The sequence below is a fragment of the Mesorhizobium sp. M0833 genome (assembly GCF_040319905.1).
Lineage (GTDB): Bacteria > Pseudomonadota > Alphaproteobacteria > Rhizobiales > Rhizobiaceae > Mesorhizobium.
In genome coordinates this window covers 305848-313203 of the sequence record NZ_JAMYOQ010000004.1, presented here as the reverse complement: position 1 = coordinate 313203, position 7356 = coordinate 305848, and the positions used below count along the sequence as shown (strand labels likewise).

Annotated in this window: 8 protein-coding genes; 5 read left to right on the top strand and 3 right to left on the bottom strand. The window is 63.4% G+C overall.

Translation table 11 applies throughout. From position 1 onward, the window contains the following. Window positions 1-138: 138 nt before the first annotated feature. Window positions 139-516: a DoxX family protein gene (locus NKH98_RS07475; RefSeq protein WP_352897445.1), complete on the top strand. Its 378-nt coding sequence runs from the start codon at window positions 139-141 to the stop codon at window positions 514-516. 22 nt (window positions 517-538) lie between these two features. Here the strand turns inward: NKH98_RS07475 and NKH98_RS07470 are convergent, their stop codons facing one another. Together NKH98_RS07470 and NKH98_RS07465 are read right to left on the bottom strand one after the other, a co-directional pair. Beyond that, window positions 539-1261, bottom strand: coding sequence for an SDR family oxidoreductase (locus NKH98_RS07470; RefSeq protein WP_352897425.1), 723 nt, complete (start codon window positions 1259-1261; stop codon window positions 539-541). Beyond that, on the bottom strand, window positions 1258-2109 hold the full coding sequence (locus tag NKH98_RS07465; RefSeq protein WP_352897423.1) for an SDR family NAD(P)-dependent oxidoreductase: 852 nt from the start codon (window positions 2107-2109) through the stop codon (window positions 1258-1260). The genes NKH98_RS07470 and NKH98_RS07465 overlap by 4 nt, the downstream gene beginning before the upstream one ends. 105 nt (window positions 2110-2214) lie before the next feature. On the opposite strand from NKH98_RS07465, the gene NKH98_RS07460 reads away from it, so the two are divergent. After that, window positions 2215-3087: a helix-turn-helix transcriptional regulator gene (locus NKH98_RS07460; RefSeq protein WP_352897421.1), complete on the top strand. Its 873-nt coding sequence runs from the start codon at window positions 2215-2217 to the stop codon at window positions 3085-3087. A gap of 22 nt (window positions 3088-3109) precedes the next feature. On the opposite strand, the gene NKH98_RS07455 is transcribed toward NKH98_RS07460, so the two are convergent. After that, window positions 3110-3751: a TetR family transcriptional regulator C-terminal domain-containing protein gene (locus tag NKH98_RS07455; RefSeq protein WP_254819042.1), complete on the bottom strand. Its 642-nt coding sequence runs from the start codon at window positions 3749-3751 to the stop codon at window positions 3110-3112. Window positions 3752-3994: 243 nt separating this feature from the next. Here NKH98_RS07455 and aptA point away from each other — a divergent pair, with 243 nt between their 5' ends. The 3 genes from aptA (at window position 3995) to NKH98_RS07440 (ending at window position 7125) form a co-directional block, all read left to right on the top strand. Continuing rightward, window positions 3995-5323, top strand: coding sequence for an omega-aminotransferase AptA (aptA, locus tag NKH98_RS07450; RefSeq protein WP_352897420.1), 1329 nt, complete (start codon window positions 3995-3997; stop codon window positions 5321-5323). A gap of 109 nt (window positions 5324-5432) precedes the next feature. Continuing rightward, complete coding sequence (locus tag NKH98_RS07445; protein ID WP_352897418.1) at window positions 5433-5861, top strand: endonuclease domain-containing protein; 429 nt, start codon at window positions 5433-5435, stop codon at window positions 5859-5861. A 13-nt stretch (window positions 5862-5874) separates the two neighbouring features. Then, window positions 5875-7125, top strand: coding sequence for a Zn-dependent hydrolase (locus NKH98_RS07440; protein ID WP_352897416.1), 1251 nt, complete (start codon window positions 5875-5877; stop codon window positions 7123-7125). Window positions 7126-7356 lie beyond the last annotated feature (231 nt).

Here is a 7356-nt window from a genome sequence, read left to right as displayed (position 1 = left end):
GGGCCGCGCCCGCAATTAAAAAACCGTGCAACCGGCTTGGCGGCCCGTCCCTTCAAACCCCACCGAGCCCGGGGGCCACGCCGGCTTGCGCCCCGGCGCGCGGCGTGGCCCCGCGCCTCTTTTCCAAGGACCGACAGCATGCTTTCAAACTTTAATAATGAAATCCTATTCGCCGCCCGCCTGCTGCTTGGCGGCGCTTTTGTCTTTGCCGGCCTACGCAACATTCAGAACGCGGCGTTGGTGAGCCAATTGATGACGACGCGTGGCGTGCCACAGGCGCGGCTGGTGCTGTGGCTGGGGATCGTCCTGCAGATCATCGCCGGAGCGCTGGGGATCGCCGGCATCTGGGCCGCTCTGGCGGCGGCATGCCTGATCCTGTTCCTGATTGTCGCTACGCCGATGTTCCACAATTTCTGGGATCATCAGGGCCCGGAGCGCGCGTCCCGCATCAATGGCTTTGTCGGCAACATGGCGTTGACCGGAGGATTTCTGGCGCTGATCGCGCAGTCACTTTGACGACTCGCCTGGGGCAGCCGCTTTACGCCGCATACCGCAAACCTCCGTCGCAGGTCAGGACCTGGCCGGTGACGAAGCTGTTCGAAACCAGGAACGCAATTGCCCCGGCGACGTCCTCGGCGCGGCCGATGCGGCCGACCGGCGTCTTGCCGGCATATTCGGCAAACACCGCCTGCCGCTGATCGTCGGGCAAAAAATCCCACCATGGCGTGTCGATGACACCCGGTGCCACGACATTGACGCGTAACGGCTTCAGCTCCATCGCCAGGATCGGCACCACGGTCAGCAGCATGCCGTTGACGGCGGCGATGCCGGCGACGCCGGGCGCCGACAATTGCGCCGACACCGCCGAGATGAAAGTCACCGAGCCGCTCTTGTTCAGTGTCGGCAAGGCGGCCTGCAGGCAGGAGAGCTGTGGCCGGACCTTCTCGTCGACGCCACCGCCGATGTCGGTCAGGTCAAGTGTTTCGAACGGGCCGAGCCCCTTGCCGCCGCTAGCGGCCAGCACCAGGTGATCGAAAGGGCCGAGATCGCTGAAGAACTGGCGAACCTCGTCCGGCTTCGCGGCGTCGAAGGCAGCTTTTTCGACCGCGCCGCCAAGGCTTTGCCATGCGTTGTCGAGCCTTTCCTGGTTGCGCCCGGTGATCGTCACCTTCATGCCCGGGCCGAGCAGCTTTTTCGCGGTGGCCAGGCCGATGCCGGAGGAGCCGCCGACCACCACGGCGTGATTGGTTTTCTCGATCATGAATTTTCTTTCTTCGATGTTGCGGAAGCGGGTGCGAGCCCGACAAGGCCGAGGCTCAATTCGCGCAACTGCTGCCTCGCCTTAGCGTCATAGGCTTGCGCATCGGCGCGGGATTCTCTTTGGCCGTCGAAATAGAGGCCGCTTCGCCCCTCAAGCGCCGGCGATGTGGCGAGGTTGATGATGGCCTCGGCGCCGGTTTCGACGGAGCTCCAGGGTGTGATGCCCGCCTGCCGCACCATCGTAGCGTTCATGTAGCTTGCCGGATGCAGGCTGTTGACCGTGACACCGGTGCCGTTCAGCTGCTCCGCCAGATCGATGGTGAACATGATCTGCGCCAGCTTGCTCTGGCAGTAGGCACGGACGCCGCCATAGGAGCGGGTCAGCATGACGTCGTCGAAGTCGATCGCCTGCTGGCCGGCCGAGGCGACGTTGACGATGCGCGCCGGCACGCTGGACTTGAGCAGCGGCAGCAGCTCCGTGGTGAGCAGGAAACCGGCGAGATAGTTGACGGCAAAGCGCAACTCGTAGCCGTCGGCGCTGACCTGCCGTTTCGCGTTTGGGCCGGCGGTGCCGACGCCGGCATTGTTGATGAGGACATCGAGCCGCTTGGTCCTTGCGCGCACGGCCTCGGCGAGGCGGCGAACTTCCGCCAGGGAGGAGAGATCGGCGACCAGCAGCTCGGCCTTGCCGCCGGCGGCTTCGATTTCGGCCCCGATCGCCTTGCCCCTTGTCGCGTCGCGGCCATGCACCAGGATGCGCGCACCGCCGGCGCCGAGCCTTTGCGCGACGACGCGGCCGACGCCGTCGGTAGACCCTGTGATGAGGATTGTCTTGTTTTTCAGTTCCATGTTCGGAGCCTCCATCTCGTAGCTCTGAGCGGAAAGATGGGGCACCAGCCACTTGCCAAACAGTTCAAACTTTATCCTGGTATCGGTACTGCTATAATAGCGCCGATGGATTCCACCACGCATTCCGCCGAAGACAGCCGCCGCCGCGAGCTTGGCGCCTTCCTGCGCTCGCGGCGCGAAAGGCTGACGCCTTCGGCCACCGGCATGTCGACCGGGTTGCGCAGGCGCACGCCGGGGCTGCGGCGTGAGGAAGTAGCGATGATCGCCGGCGTCGGCACGACCTGGTACACCTGGCTGGAGCAGGGCCGCGACGTTCGGCCATCGGCAGAGGTGCTGACGGCGCTCAGCCGGGCGCTGCGCCTGGACACGGCCGAGCAACGGCATCTGTTCATCCTTGCCGGCCGACCGCAGCCGGAGCGCCGCGTCGATGCGCCGGAAAAAGTCGATAGCCCGTTACTGCACATGCTGCAGAGCCTGGTGCTGCAGCCGGCCTATGTCCTTGGGCGGCGCTGGGACGTGCTGGCCTGGAACTCTGCCGCGGCAGCCGTGTTCGGCGACTATGGTCTGCTGGAGGGCGATGCCCGCAACATCGTCCATATGGTGTTCACCAGCCCGCAGCACCGGCGCCTGCTCGTCGACTGGGAGGAACTGGCGCGTGCCGTGCTGGCGTCATTCCGGGCAGAAAGCGCCAGATATGTCGGCGATCCGGATTTCGAGCGGCTGATCGCGCTGATGACGCGCTCGAGCCCGGAGTTTCGCGCCTGGTGGCCGCTACGCGACGTGGCCCGCAACCTATCGGGTGTGAAGCATGTCCGGCACCCGATAGCGGGCGCCATGGCTTTCGAGCATATGAGCCTGTCGATCGACGACGGCTCGGACATGAAGCTGATCGTCTACACACCGCTCGCCGAGCAAAACTCGATCGCCAAGCTCGAACAACTGCTGGAGACGCTTCCGGCCGAGCGGCGCAGCGCGTGATGCCCATCGCTTCGCTGAAGCCTCAGCCCTTCGGCTTCAGCCCGTCGATGAACAGCTGCTCGAGAAACCTTGCGGCATCCTCGAAGCGGCCGTCGCCGCCGCGGTCGGGGCCGAGCACGGCGCGAACCTGGACGTCGAAATCGGCATAATGCTGCGTCGTCGCCCAAATCGAGAAGATCAGGTGCCAGGGGTCGGTGCGGGCAATCTTGCCGGCGCGCATCCAGCCCTTAATGACGTTGGCCTTCTCGTCGACCAGTGTCTTCAATTCGCCCTCCAGCATCGGCATGATGCGCGGCGCGCCCTGCAGGATCTCGTTGGCGAACAGCCGGCTCTCGCGCGGGAAATCGCGCGCCATTTCGAGCTTGCGCCTGATATAGCTGCGCAGTTCGGTCAAGGGATCGCCAATGTCGTCGAGTTCGCGCAGCGGCGCCAGCCAGGTGTCGAGAAGCCGTTGCATCAGCGTCTCGTGGATGTCCTCCTTGCGGCGGAAGTAATAGAGCAGGTTCGGCTTCGACATGCCGGCGGCTTCGGCGATCTGGTCGATGGTCGAGCCGCGAAAACCGTTGGTGGAGAAGACTTCGAGCGCCGCCTCTAAAATGAGCTCGCGCTTTTCCAGCTGGATGCGGGTGCGGCGAGGAGCGGAGCTTTCGACCGCCCCCGTCACCTCGAAAAACCTTCGCCGCGAGGCGTGTCTGGACCAATTCTCTGGACCAGTTTTTCTCCGCCCTGTGGAGCGCACTTCGAAAGCCGCATTTCCGCTAGTAATCCCTTGACCGCTGATAAGGCGGTGCTAACGTTTGTCCAACCGGTCAAAAATTTGCGTAGCACGAAAACGCAGCAAAGACCAAGTGTTGGAAAGACCAGGCGTTAGCCGCACCGAAACGGGTTACAAGGGGAAGTCTTGGTCATGTCCAACCGGCTGAAAGTCACGCCGAACGATCTCAGCGCATTCTGGATGCCGTTCACGGCAAACCGGCAGTTCAAGCAGGCGCCGCGCATGTTCGTGTCCGCCAAGGACATGCATTACACGACCAGCGACGGGCGCAAGGTTCTCGACGGCACCGCCGGCCTGTGGTGCGTCAATGCCGGCCACTGCCGTCCGAAAATCACCGAGGCGATCCAGAGCCAGGCGGCAGAGCTCGATTATGCGCCGGCGTTCCAGATGGGTCACCCGATCGTGTTCCAGCTTGCAAATCGGCTGGTCGATATCGCGCCGAAGGGCATGGACCATGTGTTCTTCACCAATTCCGGATCGGAATCGGTCGAGACCGCGCTGAAGATGGCCATCGCCTATCACCGCGCAAAAGGCGAGGGCTCGCGCACCCGCCTGATCGGCCGCGAACGCGGCTATCACGGCGTCAATTTCGGCGGCATTTCGGTTGGCGGCATCGTCACAAACCGCAAGATGTTCGGCACGCTGCTCGGCGGCGTCGATCACATGCCACACACCCATCTGCCGGAAAAGAACTCCTTCACCAAGGGCGTGCCCGAGCATGGCGCCGAACTGGCGAACGAATTAGAGCGTATCGTTGCCCTGCACGACGCCTCGACAATCGCCGCCGTCATCGTTGAGCCGGTTGCCGGTTCCACCGGCGTCATCCTGCCGCCGAAGGGCTATTTGCAGAAGCTTCGCGAGATCTGCACCAAGCACGGCATCTTGCTGATTTTCGATGAGGTCATCACCGGTTTCGGCCGCCTCGGCACGCCGTTTGCCGCCGACTATTTCGGCGTCACGCCCGATATCATGACCACCGCCAAAGGCGTCTCCAACGGCGTCATCCCGATGGGCGCGGTGTTCGTGAAGAAGGAAATCCACGACGCCTTCATGACCGGGCCCGAGCACATGATCGAGTTCTTCCACGGCTACACCTATTCGGGCAATCCGATCGCCTGCGCCGCGGCGCTGGGCACGCTCGACACCTACAAGGAAGAGGGGCTGCTGACGCGCGGCGAGGAACTGGCGCCGTACTGGGAGGACGCGCTGCATTCGCTGAAGGGCGAGCCGAACGTCATCGACATCCGCAACATCGGCCTGATCGGCGCGATCGAACTGGCGCCGATCGCCGGGCAGCCGACGAAACGCGCCTTCTCGGCCTTTGTGAAGGCGTTCGAGCGCGGTGCATTGATCCGCACCACCGGCGACATCATCGCGCTGTCGCCGCCGCTGATCATCACCAAAGGCCAGATCAACGAATTGATCGACCACGTGCGCGAAGTGCTGAGGGCGGTGGATTGAACCAGGTGCAGCTTTCCCTCCCCCTCGAGGGGAGGGTGGCCGCGAAGCGGCCGGGTGGGGTCGGTGCGGCAGTGCGCCCACCTGATCTTTTGCTGCGAGGTCGTTTCTGATGCCCCGTACCCGTGTGAGCTTCGAAATGCGCCAAAAGGCACGGGCGCTTCGAGTTCACGCGACCAAGGGCGAATCCCTGCTTTGGTATGAACTGCGCGAGCTGAAATCGGCCGGCATCAAGTTCCGGCGCCAGTGCCCCATCGGACCGTATATCGTCGACTTCGCTTGCCTCGCTGTAAAGCTGGTGGTGGAAGTGGATGGCGACTTGCACGAACAGGAAGGGGGCAAACGGCACGACGCCGTCCGCGATGCCTATCTGCGATCGCTTGGGTTCGATATCTTTCGTGTCGATGAGCCCGATGTCATAAACAACGCTTGGCATGTCGCGCAGGTGGTCAAGGAGAAGGTCGCGCGTATGTTCGGCGACCCCACCCGACCGCTTCGCGGCCACCCTCCCCTCAAGGGGGAGGGGGACGCCGCGCAATAGAAGAGGACTTTATATGGCCGCCCCCGGCGAGAATCTGCGAATCAATTCAGACCGTTTGTGGGATTCGATAATGGAGATGGCGAAGATCGGCCCCGGCATTGCCGGCGGCAATAATCGCCAGACCGTTACCGACGAGGACGGCGAAGGGCGGCACCTGTTCAAGCGCTGGTGCGATGAGGCGGGGCTCGAAATGGGCGTCGACGAGATGGGCACGATGTTTGCCCGCCGCGAAGGCACCGACCCCAGCCTGCCGCCGGTCTATGTCGGCAGCCATCTCGACACCCAGCCGACCGGCGGCAAATATGACGGCGTGCTCGGCGTGCTCGGCGGCCTGGAGGTCGTGCGCTCGCTCAACGATCTCGGCATCAAGACCAAGCACCCGATCGTCGTCACCAACTGGACCAACGAGGAAGGCGCCCGCTTTGCGCCGGCAATGATGGCGTCCGGGGTATTCGCCGGCGTGCTCGACCAGGCCGACGTCTATTCACATGTCGACAAGGACGGCAAGAAATTCGGCGAGGAACTCGAACGGATCGGCTGGAAGGGCACCGAGAAAGTCGGTGACCGAAAGATCCACGCGTTCTTCGAATTGCATATCGAGCAGGGCCCGATCCTCGAGGACGAGGGCATCGACATCGGTGTCGTCACCCATGGGCAAGGGTTGAAATGGCTACAGGTGACGCTGACCGGCAAGGAGGCGCACACCGGCTCGACGCCGATGCCCAAGCGCCGCAATGCCGGGCTCGGCATGGCGCGGGTGATCGAATTGGTGCACGAGATCGCCATGGACTACCAACCCGACGCCGTCGGCGCGGTCGGCCATATGGAGGCATATCCGAATTCGCGCAACATCATCGCCGGGCGCACCGTCTTCACCATCGACATCCGCTCGCCGGAAAAGGAGGTGCTGGACGCCATGGACGGGCGCATCCGCGAAGGCATCGACACGATCTGCGATGCGCTCGACATCAAATATCAAATCGAGCAGGTCGGCCACTTCGACCCGGTCACCTTCGACGCGGGCTGCGTCAAGGCTGTGCGGGATGCGGCGGAGCGCTTGGGATATACGCATCGCAATATCGTCTCGGGCGCCGGCCATGACGCTTGCTGGATCAACCGCGTTGCGCCCACCGCAATGGTGATGTGCCCTTGCGTCGACGGTCTCAGCCACAACGAGGCCGAGGAAATCACCAAGGAATGGGCAGCGGCCGGCGCCGACGTGCTGTTCCATGCGGTGGTCGACACGGCGGAGATCGTAGGGTGAGAGGTTTGGGCTGGACCAGACGGATTCTTGCGAAGAGGGACCCCCACCCTAACCCTCCCCACAAGGGGGAGGGAACTTCTGTCAGCGCCGATTTGCGGCAAATTACCAACGTTTCCAACGCCAAGGTCGTAAGTCGGATTGCGCGGCAGCATTCCCTCCCCCTTGTGGGGAGGGTTAGGGTGGGGGTCTCTCTTCGCAAAAAATTCGTGCGCGATTTCTCTGCCTTTGCGG

What these genes read in the sequence shown, in the direction of transcription:
- NKH98_RS07475 (WP_352897445.1), top strand. Translation starts at nt 139, where the DNA reads ATGCTTTCAAACTTTAATAATGAAATCCTATTCGCCGCCCGCCTGCTG.
- NKH98_RS07470 (WP_352897425.1), bottom strand. Translation starts at nt 1,261, where the DNA reads ATGATCGAGAAAACCAATCACGCCGTGGTGGTCGGCGGCTCCTCCGGC.
- NKH98_RS07465 (WP_352897423.1), bottom strand. Translation starts at nt 2,109, where the DNA reads ATGGAACTGAAAAACAAGACAATCCTCATCACAGGGTCTACCGACGGC.
- NKH98_RS07460 (WP_352897421.1), top strand. Translation starts at nt 2,215, where the DNA reads ATGGATTCCACCACGCATTCCGCCGAAGACAGCCGCCGCCGCGAGCTT.
- aptA (WP_352897420.1), top strand. Translation starts at nt 3,995, where the DNA reads ATGTCCAACCGGCTGAAAGTCACGCCGAACGATCTCAGCGCATTCTGG.
- NKH98_RS07445 (WP_352897418.1), top strand. Translation starts at nt 5,433, where the DNA reads ATGCCCCGTACCCGTGTGAGCTTCGAAATGCGCCAAAAGGCACGGGCG.
- NKH98_RS07440 (WP_352897416.1), top strand. Translation starts at nt 5,875, where the DNA reads ATGGCCGCCCCCGGCGAGAATCTGCGAATCAATTCAGACCGTTTGTGG.